This window comes from Zobellia russellii, from assembly GCF_018728565.1.
GTDB classification, from domain to species: Bacteria; Bacteroidota; Bacteroidia; order Flavobacteriales; family Flavobacteriaceae; genus Zobellia; species Zobellia russellii.
The window spans coordinates 125,073-142,218 of sequence record NZ_JACSOI010000004.1; the positions used below are offsets into that span (position 1 = coordinate 125,073).

The 17,146-nt window shown below is 38.1% G+C and carries 13 protein-coding genes; 9 read left to right on the forward strand and 4 right to left on the reverse strand.

The genetic code is table 11. The features are described 5' to 3' along the window. Positions 1-442 precede the first annotated feature (442 nt). The 3 genes from H9565_RS11215 to H9565_RS11225 form a co-directional block, all read right to left on the reverse strand. Positions 443-844, reverse strand: coding sequence for a response regulator (locus H9565_RS11215; RefSeq protein ID WP_215439666.1), 402 nt, complete (start codon positions 842-844; stop codon positions 443-445). Positions 845-848: 4 nt separating this feature from the next. After that, a complete protein-coding gene (locus H9565_RS11220; RefSeq protein WP_215439668.1) occupies positions 849-3,506 on the reverse strand; it encodes a PAS domain S-box protein in 2,658 nt (885 codons plus the stop codon). Positions 3,507-3,669: 163 nt separating this feature from the next. Then, a complete protein-coding gene (locus tag H9565_RS11225) occupies positions 3,670-4,527 on the reverse strand; it encodes an AraC family transcriptional regulator (RefSeq protein ID WP_215439669.1) in 858 nt (285 codons plus the stop codon). Between the two features lie 151 nt (positions 4,528-4,678). Here H9565_RS11225 and H9565_RS11230 point away from each other — a divergent pair, with 151 nt between their 5' ends. The 9 genes from H9565_RS11230 (at position 4,679) to H9565_RS11270 (ending at position 15,888) form a co-directional block, all read left to right on the forward strand. Beyond that, on the forward strand, positions 4,679-8,185 hold the full coding sequence (locus tag H9565_RS11230) for a PVC-type heme-binding CxxCH protein (protein ID WP_215439671.1): 3,507 nt from the start codon (positions 4,679-4,681) through the stop codon (positions 8,183-8,185). A gap of 18 nt (positions 8,186-8,203) precedes the next feature. Continuing rightward, positions 8,204-9,061: a sugar phosphate isomerase/epimerase family protein gene (locus tag H9565_RS11235; protein WP_215439673.1), complete on the forward strand. Its 858-nt coding sequence runs from the start codon at positions 8,204-8,206 to the stop codon at positions 9,059-9,061. Between the two features lie 12 nt (positions 9,062-9,073). Further along, on the forward strand, positions 9,074-10,204 hold the full coding sequence (locus tag H9565_RS11240; protein ID WP_215439675.1) for a Gfo/Idh/MocA family oxidoreductase: 1,131 nt from the start codon (positions 9,074-9,076) through the stop codon (positions 10,202-10,204). Between the two features lie 216 nt (positions 10,205-10,420). After that, on the forward strand, positions 10,421-11,512 hold the full coding sequence (locus tag H9565_RS11245; protein ID WP_215439677.1) for a sensor histidine kinase: 1,092 nt from the start codon (positions 10,421-10,423) through the stop codon (positions 11,510-11,512). Then, positions 11,512-12,837, forward strand: a complete 1,326-nt coding sequence (locus H9565_RS11250) for a sigma-54-dependent transcriptional regulator (RefSeq protein ID WP_215440181.1) — start codon at positions 11,512-11,514, stop codon at positions 12,835-12,837. Before H9565_RS11245 ends, H9565_RS11250 begins: the two co-directional genes overlap by 1 nt. Positions 12,838-13,032: 195 nt before the next feature. Beyond that, positions 13,033-13,443 (forward strand): GreA/GreB family elongation factor, encoded by a 411-nt coding sequence (locus H9565_RS11255; RefSeq protein ID WP_215439679.1) that lies wholly within the window; start codon positions 13,033-13,035, stop codon positions 13,441-13,443. Between the two features lie 26 nt (positions 13,444-13,469). Then, the gene (locus H9565_RS11260; protein WP_246560540.1) at positions 13,470-13,838 is read left to right on the forward strand and encodes a hypothetical protein; all 369 of its coding nucleotides are present in this window, start codon (positions 13,470-13,472) and stop codon (positions 13,836-13,838) included. Between the two features lie 329 nt (positions 13,839-14,167). After that, complete coding sequence (locus tag H9565_RS11265; protein ID WP_215439681.1) at positions 14,168-15,460, forward strand: Glu/Leu/Phe/Val family dehydrogenase; 1,293 nt, start codon at positions 14,168-14,170, stop codon at positions 15,458-15,460. 11 nt (positions 15,461-15,471) lie between these two features. Then, on the forward strand, positions 15,472-15,888 hold the full coding sequence (locus tag H9565_RS11270; protein ID WP_215439683.1) for a GreA/GreB family elongation factor: 417 nt from the start codon (positions 15,472-15,474) through the stop codon (positions 15,886-15,888). Positions 15,889-15,979: 91 nt separating this feature from the next. Here H9565_RS11270 and H9565_RS11275 read toward each other — a convergent pair whose 3' ends face one another. Next, complete coding sequence (locus tag H9565_RS11275) at positions 15,980-17,128, reverse strand: lactonase family protein (protein WP_215439684.1); 1,149 nt, start codon at positions 17,126-17,128, stop codon at positions 15,980-15,982. Between the last annotated feature and the right edge of the window lie 18 nt (positions 17,129-17,146).

Genomic DNA, 17,146 nt, shown 5'->3' on the forward strand with positions numbered 1-17,146 from the left:
ATTGTGTTTTTATAGAGTTTTGGAATTGGGTCATATTTGTTTGGTTGGTATATGAAATTGATAATATTCATTTAGTTTTTACAAAAGAACCATAAAAAGGAGGGGGGATATTTGCGAAATTTAACTGGCTATTGCACTATTTTACCATTTTTAAGGTTTTGTTGGAAAAAATGCGCAAAAATTGAGTTTATAATGAAGAAAGTCCCAATTGTGGGAAGAAACTCAACAGAATGATTATCAGTTGAATCTTGAAAAGAAGTACTGATGATTTTATAAAATATAAAGAGTCACATAGAGCAAGGCTCTGTTATGCAGGGGGATACCATACAATATTTATTCCAATGTAGATATACTACATTACAGGAACCTGCGAGTAATATTCAATAGGTCTTAATGGGATAGAAAAATAAAGTTGCTAGGGCAGGTCTAAAATGAAGAGGTTTTATTTTAGACTTAAAAACACAGATTCTAATTGTTCTGTCTTAATGGGTTTTACAAAATAGTCCAGTATAGAGTTTATGCGTTGAGCTCTATCAATGTCTACGGGGTCTAAGGAGGAAGATATCATGTATATGTTGATTTTCTTCTTTAACTGATTTTCAATTTTTGAATATTCTTTTAAAAACTGAAAACCGTCCATAACCGGCATATCTATATCCAAAAATATAACATCGGGCAGTTCCGAGTTTGTATCAAGGTTTTCCTGTATAAACGACAAAGCCATCTCCCCATCTTCAAAAGCCAGTGTGCTTACGGACAAGTGCATGGTTTCCATTTTTTTAACCACTGTATAGCGGTAAATGTAATCGTCATCTATAATACAGATTTTAGGTGCATTTTTCATTCTGTCAATTAAAATTTATAGTAAAAGTAGTACCCTGATCTACTTTGCTGGTTGCATAAATAGTACCGCCCATAGCCTCTATTTGAGATTTGGTTAAAAATAAACCAACACCTTTAGCGTCCGGATGCCTATGGAAAACTTTATTTAGGCCAAATAATTTATGTCCGTGCTGTTCCAAGTCTATACCTAGGCCATTATCTTTAAATTTCAGCATTATTTTACCATCTAGGTACATTGATTCTATTTCTATTTCTGGTTTTCGTTTTTCAGACCTATACTTTATAGCATTGCTTATCAGGTTTAAAAAAATACTTTCTAAATAGATTCTGTGATATTCAATCTTAGGACATTTTGTAAAATTGGATGTAATGGTAATACCCGATTTTAGAATTTGACCGGCCAAAACATCTTTAGTTATATTCAGCATGTCTTCAAATAAAATATCTTGAATATCTTCACTAGAAGGTTCGCTTTTTGTTTTTAACGCTTCAACTAGTGTATTTAGTGTTAAAGTGAGGTGATTTATTACTGTTTCAAATTTTTCAAATAAACTTGAACGTAGGGTTTCACTATCCGTGGTTTTATAGATATCTAAAAGTGAATTAAGGTTACTTACTGGCGAGCGTAAGTTGTGTGAAGTAATATGGGTGAAATCTGCAAGTTGTTTGTTTTGCTCCGTTAATTTTTTTGCAAACCCCTCAAGGTTCTCTTTTGCTTTAATGAGCTTCCTTTCCGCTGCTTTTTGCTTGGTAATGTCCCGTATGGCCAAAGAGACTAAAATTCCATCCTCCCACTGTAATGGAGCCATATTTATCTGAATAGGTATTTTTTTACCCGTTTTGTGTATAGCAAAAAGCTCTTCTATGATACCAACTTGTCTTGTGTTATTATTTACCGAAAATTTAGCTGCTTTAACAGATGCAAGAATACACGGTATTAAAGGCTCTACGGAAGCGTTTACCAATTCTTTAGATGAATATTGAAATAAGCTTTCGGTTTGTTTATTGACGAGTTGAATGGAGCCCTCCTCATCTATTATTATCATGGCATCCGGTGCGGACTCTAACAGGCCTTTAAATTTCTTTTCGGCCATTTTAAGTTCGGTTACATCTTGAGTTGTACCAATAACCTCTAAAATTTCATCTTTTTCATTAGTTATAACCTTACCCATTACATGAATGGTTTTAATTTTTCCAGAAGGGGTAATAATTCTATGTGAGAAACTCTTGAACAATTTTGTTTTCAATGTTTCTTCCATATGATCGAAAATCATTTGTCTATCATCAGGATGTATGAGACTTTCAAATTTTTTTTGATCAAAATCTGAGATATCTTTATCGCTTTCAAAAATTCTATGTAAACTTTTGGACCAATACCCTTTGTTCGTAATAAAATTACGCCGCCAGTGTCCCATTAAAGTCATTTGTTCAGCAAAATTGAGCAACTGATTTTTGGCAAGAAGTTCGTTTTGATATTTTTTTAAATCGGATATGTCTGTTGAAACTACAATAAAACCAATATTTTTTCCTTGGTCATTTTTAACTGAGGATACTGTGCATTGAACAGGTACTACATGACCATCTTTACGGATATACCTCCACTCCCTGGTATCGTTTACGTTTTCATACTCTAAATCTTTATAATGGCTGAATTCATCAGGGTTCTTTTTGTAAATAACGGCAAGATCTTTTCTAAATTGATTTACCTCTTCTGGAAACAGAAAATGAGTTGGCTCTCTTTTACCTTTCATTTCTTCTTCCGTATAGCCTAGAAGTTTTTCGGCTCCTTTATTAAAATGATTTATAATACCGTTACTGTCTGTTGAAAAGATAGAAATAGATTCCGAGTTGTAAATAGCTCTCAATTGTGCATGGGCAATGTTCAGCTGCAGTTTAGAGAATTTTACGTCACTTATATCCTGAACTAGGCCAATGACATTAATGATTTTTCCATCTATGATTTCGGGTTTACCTATGACCCGTACCCAACGGAGGTTGTTTTTAGCAGTAATTAATTCAAAATCAAAGTCAAATGGTACACCGTTTTCAATAACATCGTTAACTTTGGCCCTTAGGATAGGACGGCTTTTTTTCTCTTCAAAAAAGCTGATAGCCTCTTCTAAAACAGGTTGGTACCCCGGTAAAACTTCATGTATTTCTCTGGTTATTCTACTCCAGAAAACTTTTTTTGTAGCTATACTAATTTCCCAAGTCCCTATTTTTGCAACCTCTTTTGTTTGCGTAAAAATATCTAGTGTCCTAGCTACTTTTAATTCACTCTCTTTATTGGGAGTAATATCAATAGTATGAATAAAGAGACCTCCTACTTGGTTTTTTGATGCATACCAAGGGTGTATATCCCAATACAGCCATTGTACGGTACCATCTTTTCGTGTAAATGGTGTTTCATCGTATATGTTAATGGCATTTTTTAGACACTGTTGGTACAAGTCTTTAGAATCCTCGCTCAAATGTGGGAAAATATCAAAGTAACACCTACCTATAATTTCAATTCCCTCTAGTTTATATTCTTTGATCCAGCAATTGGAGACGGCAAGGAAACGCATATTCTTGTCCAACATCGCAATAGCAGTGGGTGCTTGTTCAACAAAAATTTCGTGGTAGGGTATATTTTTTTTTGATTTTTTGGTTGCTTGTTTCAAACTTGGTCAGTTTATAGGAATATACTTTCAAGATAAGAATTATTTACTGATGTTTTGAAGGGTTTTATATTTTTTTAACTAAACGGATGTAGGAGCTGAAATAAATGTCCTGTAAGGAGGTATTGGTACTGTAATGTGAAGTAAAGTGAGTGCTATTTTAAACTTATTTCATTTTATAGCTTTCTTTATAGGCAGTGGGCGTACAGTTGGTTGCAGCTTTAAATTGTCTGTTAAAGTTAGACAATGTTCTAAACCCGCTTTGGTAACATGCTTGTGAGGCGTTCATTTTCTTATCAATAAGTAGCTTGCATGCGTGTCCGATACGAATTTCGCTTACAAATTCCGAAAATGTTTTATTAGCATGGGTCTTAAAATATCTGCTAAAAGATGATGTGGTCATATTGGTTAGTCCGGCCATCTCCGTTATTGGAATTTTACGGGTAAAATGTTTCATTACATGGGCATAAACCATGTTCATACGCTCTGTATCACCTTCTCTTAGAGTATTGGTATATCCAGAACTTGCCAAAACTTTTAAATCTTCGGTCTTGGAAAGAAGGTTTAAAATATGGAGTAATCCTAAAACGGCATCAAAACCTTGTAAATTGGGTAGTTCCTTTAGTTTCTTTCCAACTATGGTCGCAGTTTTTCCAATCACATCAAAACCACGTAAACTCTTTTTAAAGAGATGTCTTAGTCTAATGTACTCTTCTTTTTGCAACAAGGATTCGCCTATAAAATCGTAATCAAAATAAACCACAATACCTTCGGCTCTTTTTCCGGAGTCTTCCGTATCACTTTTCCACAGGTGGGGAAGGTTTGGTCCTGTAAATGTTATATCACCCACATAGAATTGTTTTACATGATCCCCAATAAAGCGGGTACCTTGCCCTTTTAAGACCATAAATAATTGGTATTCTGGATGAAAATGCCAATTAGGGTCAAAAATAGGTTGGTTAAGTTGTTGTACCACAAAAGCATGTGTTTTAGGTATTGGAGATTTTTTAAGGGCAGTTTTCATAAAACGTATTTATGATATTATAGATACTAATTTATCACTAAAATGTGATAAATATACATATGATGACATAATACAGTCGGCATCTGACAATAGACAGTCTACCATACCTTCATTTATTTCATAAAATTGGGGTGTACTTATTTCCAACATTATGAAAACTGAGATAAAATTGTTTTTTAGCTTTCTGGCATTGAGTCTTTTAATGGTTTCTTGCCAGACTAAAAGTGAAGAAAAAAATCTATTGGATGATAAGCCTAGACGATTGGAATTACTGTTTTTGGGCCATGATAAGGATAATCATAATTCCAGGGCCTATATGCCTATTTTAGCTTCGGCATTGGCCAAAGATGCAATCAACATTACGTATACGGAAGATGTAAGCGATATTAATACTGAAAACTTGAGTCTTTATGATGGTCTAATTATCTATGCCAATCATGAACAGATTACTGCCGATCAAGAAGAGGCCTTGTTAGATTTTGTGGAACAAGGCAAAGGATTTATACCTATTCATTCGGCAAGTTTTTGTTTTAAAAATTCAGAGGAATATATAGATTTGGTAGGTGCCCAGTTCGCTACACACGAGACGGGAACATTTACGGCAACCGTTATAGATTCTACCCATCCAGCTATTAAAAATATTGAGGAATTTGAAACTTGGGATGAAACTTATATTCATGATAAAATAGCCAAAGACATTACTGTTTTAATGGAGCGTGTAGAAGGCAACCAACGTGAACCGTATACCTGGGTAAAGCAATATGGAGAAGGAAAGGTTTTTTATACGGCCCTTGGCCATGATGAACGCACTTGGGAAAATCCTAAATTCCATAAGCTTTTAAAGGAAGGAATTCTTTGGGCGGTAAGTAATCGGGCCAAACAGAATTGGGCGGCATTTGTAAAAGAAATGCCGGAATTGAAATATGAGGAAAGAGATAATATTCCCAATTATGAGAAAAGAGACCCTCCTTTAAAATACCAACTGCCGCTCGCGCCTGAAGAATCTGCAAAACTTATTCAAGTTCCACCAGGTTTTGAACTTCAGCTGTTTGCTTCTGAGCCTGATATTGTAAATCCTATAGCGGCCAATTGGGATGAGAAAGGGAGGCTTTGGGTCATTGAAACTGTAGATTACCCAAACACTGTTCGTGATGATAAAGGAGAAGGAGATGATCGAATAAAAATTCTGGAAGATACCAATGGTGATGGTCGCGCGGATAAGGTTACCGTTTTTGCGGATAAGCTGAATATACCCACTAGTTTTACTTTTTATAATGGCGGAATAATAGTTTCCCAAGCGCCCCATTTTTTGTTTTTAAAAGATGCTGATGGCGATGATAAAGCCGATATAAGGGAAATTATAATTGATGGATGGGGCACTTTTGATACGCATGCAGGCCCTTCTAACCTTCAAAGGGGAATTGATAACAAGGTATATGGAGTGGTAGGTTATTCAGGGTTTAAGGGTTCAATATATGGTGAGGAACATCAGTTTTCTCAGGGAATGTATCGCTTTGCACCTAAAAAGAAAACATTTGAGTTTTTAACAAGGACCAGTAATAATACCTGGGGGTTGGGTATTACCGAAGACAACGCTCTTTTTGCTTCTACGGCAAACAATACGCATAGTGTGTATTTAGGCATTCCGGATAAAAACTTAAAAGGCGTAGAAGGTATTCCGCTAAATGGAAGCGTTAAAATAGATGGTCATTATGATATACGGCCCATAACTAAAAACATTAGACAGGTAGATGTCTTTGGAGGGTTCACCGCTGCTGCAGGACATCACTTTTATACAGCACGGGATTTTCCAAAATCGTTTTTTAATAAGATTGCGTTTGTCTGCGAACCTACCGGTGGTCTGGTCCACATGGCCAGAATACATGAAAAAGGGGCCGGCTATGAAGAAACCGATGGTGGAAACCTTTTGGCCAGTTCAGATGAATGGGTATCTCCTGTGGAAGCAAAGGTTGGTCCGGACGGAGCCGTATGGGTTTTGGACTGGTACAATTTTATTATTCAGCATAACCCAACACCTAATGAAGAAAGAGGCGGTTACGATGCGGTAAACGGAAAAGGAAATGCGTATGAAAATCCACTTAGGGATAAGTCCAGAGGCCGTATTTATAGAGTCGTTTCAAAAAATAGCAAGAGCAAACAAAAAATGACTTTGGATAAGGGCAAACCGGAAGAACTGGTAAGGGCTCTTTCTCATAGCAATATGTTCTGGCGAATGACCGCACAACGCTTATTGGTAGAACGTGCAGACCGTGATGTGGTAAAATCCCTTGTTAATCTGGTTTCCAAAACAGAAGTAGATGAGCTAGGAATGAATCCAGCAGCTTTGCATGCCCTTTGGACTTTGGAAGGGTTAGGTACTTTGGAATCCAACCCTGAAACATATAATGTAATTATGGATGCTCTTGGGCACCCCGCTCCATCGGTACGAAGGGCGGCTATACAAATAGCGCCTAAATCTGTCCGTACAGATAAGGCTATTTTGAAAGAAGACCTTTTGAATGATGAAAATCCCAAAGTTCGTTTGGCGGCATTGCTCTATTTTTCCGAAAGACCAAGCTCCAAGGAAATTGGCAGTATGTTGTATGGAATGAGTAGTGCCCAAGAAATCGTAGACGATATTTGGCTTTCAAAAGCACTCTACGCTGCTGCCAGTGTGCACCCTAAAGGGTTTATGCAACATATAGAAATGGTTAAACCGGTGGTGGATGATAGTGTTGAAGAACTAGACCGATTTGATGTAAACTATGACCATTCTAGTTGGGGAACTATGGAGCTTCCGCAATTTATAGAAGATGCAGGACTAGAGATAGATGGTATTGTTTGGTTCAGTAAACAATTTAGTATTTCCAAGAATGTATCAAACCTTTCGGGAACCATTTCTCTAGGCCCAATAGACGATTCTGATGTGGTATATATAAACGGACTTAAAGTTGGGGCTACCGAACAGAGCTATGATAAGGACCGTGTATATAAAGTACCCAAAGGCATCTTAAAAAAAGGTGTGAACCGCGTATCCATTCGTGTAGAAGATACCGGAGGTGGCGGTGGAATTTATGGCGATGAAAATAAAATGTTTTTGCAATACGGAAACAACAAAATATCGCTCTCCGGAAAATGGAGGTACGAAGTTGAAAAAAACCTGCTCAAAAGTACAGATGAAGTGTTTGCGAATTCCAGTATAGCACAAGTTTTTGCCGAAGCCTATCGTGATAAGATTGATGATGTAGAAAATAATTCTTCAGAAAACGGGAAGCGATTGGTGGTACGGATGCGCACGGTCAAGAATGAAATGAAATATGACCTGTCGGAATTTATAGTGCCGGCCGGAGAATCCGTAGAACTAGTATTGGAAAACATAGATTTTATGCAGCATAACTTGGTAATCGTAAAACAGGGGGCGATGGAGAAAGTAGGATTGGCTTCGGACAAACTTGCTGCAGACCCTAACGGAGCCAAACAGAATTATGTGCCTAAAATGGACGAAGTGCTTTTTGCCACAACGTTGGTTGACCCAGAACAGACGGTCACCTTAAAATTTATCGCTCCAAACGAACCTGGTGAATATCCCTTTATATGCACATTTCCGGGGCATTGGCGCATTATGAAAGGCATTATGAAGGTAGTCCCTAACTTATAATTTCTTAAAAATAAATACGTGAACAATAGCATAGAATTTGGGGTAAGTACTTGGTTGTGGCAATCGCCTTTTACTTCGGAATCAATAACCCTCTTTCCTAAAATAAAAGAAATGGGTTTTGATGTAGTGGAGATACCTGTTGAGATTCCTTCTAAAATAGATGGAAAACTGGTGAAAAAAGCGTTGGATGATAACGGACTTAAGGCAACGGTCTGCGGTGCATTTGGACCTACAAAAGATTTAACATCAGATGATGTTGCTTTACATGAGAATTGTTTCACGTACGTAACTGATTGCTTTGAGCTTTGTAACTTATTGGAAACGGAGTTTTTGGCAGGGCCAATGTATTCGGCGGTGGGTAAGGCACGTATGGTCTCCCAAGAACAACGTAAAATAGAGTGGGATAGGGCAGTAAACAATTTGCAACGTGTCTGTGAAATGGCTAAAGCAAATGGGTTGTCCGTAGCCTTAGAACCTTTAAATAGGTTTGAATCCGATTTGATAAATACGTCAAAGGATGTAATGCGATTAATAAATGATATTAATCAGCCAAATGCTAAGGTTTTGTTAGACGGATTTCATATGACCATAGAAGAACAGAATATTAGAGAAGCCATACAATTAGTTGGGGATAAATTGATACATGTTCAGGTATCGGAAAATCACCGGGGTATTCCAGGAACGGGACTCACTCCATGGTCGGATTTTAGGAAAGGATTGGAAGATATTGATTACAAAGGGTCTATGGTCATAGAAAGTTTTACGCCAGAAATAGAGGAACTTGCCGGAGCGGTCTGTATATGGAAAACTCTTGCTGATAATCAGGACCAATTTGCCTCTGAGGGCATTCAATTTTTAAAGAAAACATTTGCATAAAATAACATTAGTATGAGTACACAAAAAATAAACATAGCCCTTATCGGACTTGGTTTTGGGGCCGAATTCATTCCTATCTATCAAAAACACCCCAATGCCAATCTTGTTGCTTTATGCCAACGAAATGAAGCAAAACTTAATCAGTTGGCAGATACATTTCACATCGAAAAAAGGTATACTTCTTATGAAGAACTTTTGAGCGATTCGGAGATTGATGCGGTTCATATCAACACACCCATTCCTGACCATGGCAGGCAATCTATCTTGGCCCTAAAAGCAGGGAAACATGTAGCCTGTACCGTACCCATGGCCACTACAATTGAGGAATGCGAGGAAATTGTTCGCCTGACAGAAGAAAGTGGTCTTACCTATATGATGATGGAAACCGTAGTGTACGCCCGAGAGTTCTTGTATATGAAAGAGCTTTATGAAAATGGCGATTTAGGTAAGGTACAGTTTCTAAAGGCTAGCCATCAGCAAGATATGGACGGTTGGCCCAATTATTGGCCCGGTTTACCTCCAATGCACTATGCAACACATTGCGTAGGTCCTGTTTTGGCACTCACAAGGGGTGAGGCCGAATATGTATCGTGTTTTGGCTCCGGTACAATCAGAGAAGAATTAATACCACATTACAACTCGCCGTTTGCGGTAGAAACAACCCATATCAAATTCAGAAATTCAGATTTGAGCGCTCAGGTGTACCGCTCCCTTTTTGATGTGGCCAGACAATACAGAGAGAGTTTTGAAGTGTACGGCTCAAAAAAATCCGTAGAGTGGCCGCTTATCGAAGGAAAACCTTTGGTGGTTCATACCGCTAAAAAACCGGAGCCCGAAATTCCCGAAGAAATTCAAAGTCCGGATTTTGCAAAGTTGTTACCAGAGGAAATACGGCATTTTACCACCCAAGGTGTTTATGATTCTGAAGAACATCAACATCTTAGCTTTACCCAGGGTGCGGGCCATGGAGGTTCACATCCGCATTTGGTACATGAGTTCATAAATGCGTTGACCGAATGGAAGTCGCCTTACCCCAATGCAAGACAATCGGCCAATATTACTTGTGTAGGCATACTGGCCCATGAGTCCGCCTTAAAAGGGGGTGAGCTTATGAAACTGCCTAATTTTACATTTGAAGAGTAAACACCAACAACCAATTTGTTTTTTAGTTGAGACCGCCCCCATCTGTACGGTCTCAACTTTTTTGTTTGTCTGAGATTCTAAGTTTAAGACCATGTGTTTAAATAAGATTATTAGATTTATGTAAATTGGTGTTTATGTATTTCGGATAAGAATTTTAAAAAAATGGACAGAAGTGTCTTATAAATATGATCTTTGTAAATAGATTATTTTGGGATTATGGCTACTACGGTTAAAGACAAGTTAAAAGAACGGATAAAAGAACTGACATGCCTCTATGAGGTAACTTCTATCATTGGTAATACGGACTTTGACCAACTGGAAACTTCGCTGGAGGCTATTGTTTATTGTCTGAAAAATGCATGGCAGTTTGATGAGGTAAGCGAAGTTCATTTAAGTCTGGGGGATTACCTTATTGAAACGGAGGGCTATAGGGATACTATGACCTTGATGCATTCTGATATAAAAGTTTTTAATAAGGTTAGCGGATATATAAATGTAGGATATCCGGAGGACCGGTATTTTTATGCGGATTTTCTAGAGGAAGAAAAAGACCTGCTCAATAACGTGGCCATTGCCATAGGAAACTTGTTGGAAAGAAAGCAAATACGAGATAGTGAGGCGGAAGTAAAACGCCAAATGGAACGAACCGACAGACTTCATATTCTAGGCGAGATAACTGCGGGAATTGCCCATGAACTTAATACTCCTTTGGCCAATATTTTGGGCTTTACAGAGCTTCTGAAAGATAGGGTAAAGGATGCAGGTGCGTTACGTGATCTAGATAAAATTGTGGAGAACGCTATATTTAGTAGGGAAATAGTAAAAAAATTAATGTTTTTTGCTTGTGAGATGCCTAGGGAAATGCAACCGTTAGAGCTAAACCCCATTATAGAGAGTACCTTAAAATTGTTGACACCCTCCTTACGTTCAAAGAATATTAAACTAGTAAAAAAGTTTGGGTCGGATGATATTCGGTTGCGTGCAGATAAGATTCAAATAACTCAGGTATTGTTCAATTTGGTGATGAATGCTATATATTACTCTCCCGTAAAAGGTACGGTAGAGGTTTCCATTGTTGAAAAAGGAAAGAAAATACGAATTTCCATTTCAGATGAGGGAGAAGGTATAGACCCAAAAATCGATGATAAAATTTTCGAACCTTTTTTCACTACCAAGCCATTGGGTGAAGGTTCTGGGCTTGGCCTCAGTGTAGTTCACGGAATTATTAGCAGTCATAAAGGTACTATTGAACATAAGCCCAACACCCCAAAAGGAACAATTTTTATTCTGGATTTCCCTAAATTGTAATAATGCTTAGAAAAGAGAACATTTTATTGGTAGACGATGACATCAATATTTTAGAGCTGCTACAGCGTCATCTACAGTCTATGGATTATCATACCTATAAGGCGGTTTCGGTAAAGGAGGCGCTCTATGTTCTTAAGGATACATTTATTGATCTGTTGATAACGGATATTCAAATGCCTGAGGTAGATGGGTTGCAATTATTGAAATTTACTGATGAGCACTATCCGGAAATCCCAAAGCTGGTTATTACGGGTTACCCATCCGTAGATGGGGCTTTAGAGGTCATTAAATCAGGAGCTACGGATTATTTGACCAAACCCTTTACCAAGGAAGAACTTAGACAGGCGGTAGACAAGGCTTTTGAACATGGTAAAACTCGCAAACCGGCGAAACCTAAAACATCCCTTGCCAATAAAACTATGCATAATGAAATGATAGGCGAATCAGAGGCCTTTCATAAAATTACGGATGTAATAGAAAGAGTAAAGGACAACAAGGCCACTGTACTGGTAAAAGGTGAGAGCGGTACGGGTAAAGAGTTGGTGGCACGGGCCATTCATTATTCCGGAAAATTTAACAAGGCCCCTTTTGTGGCGGTCAATTGTGGAGCTATTCCGGAAAATTTACTCGAGGCAGAGCTTTTTGGTTATGTAAAAGGTGCTTTTACGGGAGCCAATGATAACCGTACCGGCTTTTTTCAGGCTGCGGAAGGGGGTACTCTTTTCTTGGATGAAATTGGTACTGCGCCACTTACGGTTCAGACCAAACTGTTACGGGCTTTACAGGAACGGGAAATTACAAAAGTGGGTTCTAGAAAAAGTGAGAAAGTAGATATTCGGATAATAGCAGCTACCAATGCCGATCTACAGATAGACATTAAAGAAAATAGGTTTAGAGAAGATCTTTATTACAGGCTTACCGTGGTAGAGATAGAAGTACCACCTCTAAGAAATAGAAAAAGTGATATTCCCTTGCTCGTAGATAAATTTTTGTTCAAGTATGGGGTAGAGTACAAAGACCGACTATTGAAAATTTCTCCGGATGTTTTAGAGGTTCTAAAACGGTATCACTGGCCCGGTAATATTAGGGAGTTGGAAAATATTATTCAGCGTGCGGTAATCATGTGCGATGGAACTATTACCCTTAAAGACCTTCCCGAAGGATTAAAATATCAAATAGATTTCCCGGATGATGAGCTCAAACCCTTGCGCGAAATGGAAAAGGAATACGTACAGCGTGTGCTCCTTCATACTCAAGGAAACAAGACCAAAGCGGCAGAAATTCTTCAAATAGACCGCAAGACCTTACGTGAAAAATTGAAGTAATTAGCTGAGGTAAATCTACCCAATCGGGGAATTGTTCCCCACTTTATTAATTCGAAATCAATTTGTGTAAAATTTTAACACACTGATTTATAGGTGTTTTTAATATTTTTTGAAATTATTTTCTTCTGATAGGCATGTGTTTTGCATTTAGATGAAACCATCAGTTATAGATGGTATAATTGAAAAGTAAAACAGATGAAATACGGTAGCCTGGTATTGGAAAAGAATGATTGTACGGTATTGAAAAAATACCTCAATTCCAATCTGTACCTGGTTGACTATACGCATCAAGATGCTCTGGAAACTTTGGATATAAATTTAAAAACGGCTTTAGTTTTTGATACTGCAGATATGCCACAGGATGTGGTTAGGCTCAACTCCATGGTTTCCGTATCAAGCGTATCCAACATAGAATATACTTTTCAATTGGTACCTCATAAGTATGAGGATATCCCAAATCAAAAAATATCGGTCACGAGCACTATGGGTGCTTTGGTCGTTGGACGATCTGTGGGCGATATTATAACCTACGGTCCGCCTGCCGATAGAATTTCCCTAACAATTACTAGGGTAGAAGAGATGCGGGCCAAAAGTGTAGAAGTATAAATAATGTTTAACTTAAATATATATATATGATGATGAAGAAATTTGCATTTGCGTTATTGTTTTCGGCAAGTTTGTTACATGCCCAAGATGAGGTTAAAATACAAACTTCGGATGTTCAAATTGGAGATGTCCTTGAAATAGGAACTCCAGAAACTAGAGCCTATAAACATATAGATTTCCCAAGGGCCAATTTTATTATAAAAAGAGGAGGCTTGGCAAATTACAAAGCTTTAAAAGGAGATAGGGTAGTAGTTACTTCTGTAGAAAGTAATAAAGACGGTTCTACTAAAATAAAAATTAAGCGTAAGGATGGTGGTCGTTTCTTTGGAAGCCACACCGTTGTTTCGGCAGATATAAGCAATGCACTGGCAACCGGTGAATTGGTCATGAATTAGTTTGATAGTTGGTTATCTATATCTACCCGATTGTCCGCACCTGAGTGTTTTTGTTGAATTTTCAGGAATATCGGGTAGATTTTATACTTAAAATTTTCAATCAAATTATAAGATGAATGGGTATAGCAGAAGTATTTGCAGTACATGTAGTTACCTGAGTAAATGTGTAATTACTACGAATAAGAATTCTATAAGTTCTTGCAGTGAATATGTTCATTTTTTTGATGAAAAGCCAATTAGGAAAACCCGATTAACACGGAGAAAACCGCTTTCAAAACAAATAATTAGAAAAAGAAGGACCACAAAGGTCTTGTTTTAAGTATAAATCTATGATAGTAAAAACTCCTGAGCAGAAAAAAGCTATTAAGCAAGGTATGCTCGCAAATGTCATGCGGCAGTTTGATAATGCTGCGGACATCATTGGTTTAAACGATAATATCAGAAAGATATTAGAAGTAACCAATAACGAACTGGTAGTCCATTTTCCTGTAAGAATGGATAACGGTGAGGTTGAAATATTTACGGGCTATAGAGTACAACACAATAATTCTTTAGGTCCGTACAAAGGTGGTCTGCGTTATCACCCAACAGTAGATATAGATGCCGCACGGGCTTTGGCCATGTGGATGACCTGGAAGACTTCTTTGGCCGGTCTGCCTTATGGTGGAGCCAAGGGTGGTATACAGCTAGACCCTACCAAATATTCCAATGAAGAACTGCAGCGTATAACCCGTAGGTTTACCTATGCATTGGGCGATAATATTGGCCCGGAGTTGGATATTCCGGCTCCAGATGTGAATACCAATCCGCAAACCATGGCTTGGATATTAGATACTTATATGTCTACCAAATCTCCTGCAGAAAGGTCTACCAATCTGCATGTAGTTACTGGTAAGCCCATAGGTGCCGGAGGTTCTCAAGGTCGTGATAGGGCAACGGGTTACGGGGTTTTTCTCAATATTAAGTTTTGGGCAGAGAACAAAAAGATAGATTTAAAGGATAAACGTTTTATTGTTCAAGGCTTTGGTAACGTAGGCTATTGGGCAGCATATTTTCTTGAGAAAGAAGGGGCCTCAATGGTTGCCGTACAGGATGCATACGGAAGCATAGTAAATGAGGATGGCATTTCCGTAGAGGACCTGTTAGCTTATACTCAAGCAAACAAGGGCAGTGTTACGGGTTTTGCCAGTGCTGAGAAATTGGAAAATGCAGATTTCTTTGGTCTGGATTGCGACATATGTATTCCAGCTGCATTGGGTAACGTAATTACTGCGGCCAATGCCCCCAAAATAAAGGCATATCTAATTGCTGAAGGTGCAAACGGACCTACCGATGTTGAAGCTGAAGAAATTCTGCTGAAAAAAGGAGTTACCATTTTACCGGATATTCTTTGTAATTCCGGTGGGGTAATTGGAAGTTATTTTGAATGGCTGCAAAACCGAAACGGTGAAATCTGGCAATTGGAAGAAGTTCTCGAAAAACTGGAGAAAAAATTAAAAGAGTCTTTCACCAAAGTGATAGAAACTTCTGCCAAAAGAAAGGTTGATATGCGTACGGCGGCATTTATTATAGCAATAGAAAGACTTGAAGAAACTTATGTGCAAAGAGGAATTTTTCCATAAAAAAAGTTGAAATGAAATACGGCGGCTTGGTTATAGAAAAGAAAGAATATGTGCTGTTGAAAAGGTTTATGAACCTTTCGGGCTACTATAAGGATAAAACTTTACGTAGATCTGTAGAGAAACTGGTAGGTGAACTAGAATCGGCTCAAATACATGATGAGGCAGAAATGCCGGAAGATGTTATCCGGTTTAACACTACTATTACCATTGTTTCTGAAAATGGATGGCGTAAAAAGTTTAAACTGGTCATACCCACGGAAAGTGATGTAAACAGTAATAGAATTTCCATTTTGACCCCTATGGGTGCGGCCGTAATAGGGTATGCTCAAGGCGATACCCTAATTTGGGATTTTCCCGCGGGTGAGCAGCGCATGCTAATTGAGCGCGTAGAGCAAGAGCATAAGTACATTAAGATAGACAGTATATAATTTTATAGATAGCTAATTCGGTCCTCTCCTTCTGGCAATGTAAATTCACGGCAATTTTTTTACTTTTTAAAAGTCCAGAAGGGGGGACAAGCTATCTAAACTTTAAGCAGACAGGTTGTGGTAAATCTACAGTATGGCCTGTAAAGGATAAAAGTCCAGTATTGGCATCCCTTTTAAATACCGTAATATTATCTGTTTTTCTATTGGCTACCAGTAGAAAATTATTATCCGGTGATAAAGTAAAGTTTCTAGGCCAATCTCCCTGAACGGGTTCCGTTCCCAACAAATTTATCATGCCATTATCCGATACGGAAAAAATAGCTATACTATTATGGCCTCTATTACTGGCGTATAAGAATTTACCATCATTGCTTAGGTGAATATCGGCACACGCATTAAATCCATCAAAATCTTCGGGCAGTGTACTTTTCTTATCAATTTTCTTGAATGTTCCCGTTTTGGGGTCAACATCGGCAGAGACAACGGAACTATACAATTCATTTATAATGAAAACCCTGTTTTTTGTAGGGTGAAAGATGAGGTGACGCGGGCCGTCTCCCGGGTCTAATTGCAGGGCTGTATGTTCTCTTTCCAGTGTGTTATTACTAATGGGGTAGGCCAATATTTTATCTATTCCTAAATCTACGGCATAAAGAAAATTTCCATCCTTGCTAAACTTCACACAATGTGCGTGCGGCGATTTTTGATTTTTGTGGGGCCCGTTGCCCTCATGTTGGCGAGGAGTAGGCTCACCAATTATTTTTCCATCTTGATCCACGCTGTACATTACTATACCTCCAGAGCCATAATTGGCAGCGGCAAGCAAGTCTTCATTAGGACTTAGTTCAATGTAACAGGCGCCATCGCCTTCGCTGGAAAAGTTAGAGACTTTGCTCAATTCAGTACCCTTGTCGTTCCATTCAAATGCAGATACACTTCCCGGTTTTGTTCCGTTTGAAGAATATACTCTTTTATCATCTTTTGAAAGGTATAAATAACCAGAGTTGTCCTCTTTTACCAAATGCTCTGAGTTTGTCAATTCCCCAGTCACCGTATTAAATTCTAATTGATAGATGCCTTGCTCGTCTTCACTTGCGTGAGTACCTACCAATAGCTTCAGATTGTTTTTTTCAACCTCTTGCCCAACCTCTTTCATCGTAGTTTTTTTAGGTTCGTTCTTGCATGATACCAATGTGGTTACGAGGATAAAAAATACGATATAATTAGAAAAATGTTTCATGTTAAAATTTAGGTTGGT